We start from the raw sequence: 740 nt of genomic DNA on the forward strand, positions 1-740 counted from the left end.
GATTTCAAAGGACGGCATTTTACCGGCGAGGTCATCCTATGGGCGGTGCGCTGGTATTGTCGATACGGCATCAGCTACCGTGATCTCGAGGAAATGCTGTCCGAGCGTGGGATCGATGTCGATCATACGACGATCTATCGCTGGGTGCAGCGCTACGCGCCGGAGATGGAGAAGCGTCTCCGCTGGTTCTGGCGGCGCGGCTTTGATCCGAGCTGGCGTCTGGATGAGACCTACGTAAAGGTGCGGGGCAAATGGACCTACCTGTACCGGGCGGTCGACAAACGGGGCGACACGATTGATTTCTATCTGTCATCGACACGCAGCGCCAAAGCGGCGAAGCGCTTTCTGGGCAAAGCTCTTCGTGGCCTGAAGGACTGGGAAAAGCCGGCCAAACTCAATACCGACAAGGCACCCAGCTACGGCGCAGCAATCGCTGAGCTGAAACGCGAAGGCAAACTGGCGGCGGAAACCGAGCACCGGCAGGTGAAATATCTGAACAACGTGCTCGAGGCCGACCACGGCAAGCTGAAGATGCTGATCAAGCCGGTACGTGGCTTCAAGTCGATGCCAACGGCCTACGCCACGATCAAGGGCTTCGAGGTCATGCGCGCCCTACGCAAAGGACAGGCCCAGGCATGGTGCCTGCAGCCAGGTATCATGGGGGAGGTGCGCCTGGTTGAAAGAGCATTCGGAATTGGACCCTCGGCCCTGACCGAAACCATGATTATGCTCAATAAGCA

At 58.4% G+C, this 740-nt stretch carries 1 protein-coding gene; it reads left to right on the plus strand.

Annotated features, from left to right (window positions below; genetic code table 11):
- Window positions 1-740, plus strand: a 740-nt coding sequence (locus ABFX23_RS17690; protein ID WP_346034192.1) for an IS6 family transposase, incomplete at both ends; no start/stop codon positions are given.

The organism is Erythrobacter westpacificensis, assembly GCF_039542285.1.
Taxonomy (GTDB): Bacteria; Pseudomonadota; Alphaproteobacteria; order Sphingomonadales; family Sphingomonadaceae; genus Alteraurantiacibacter; species Alteraurantiacibacter westpacificensis.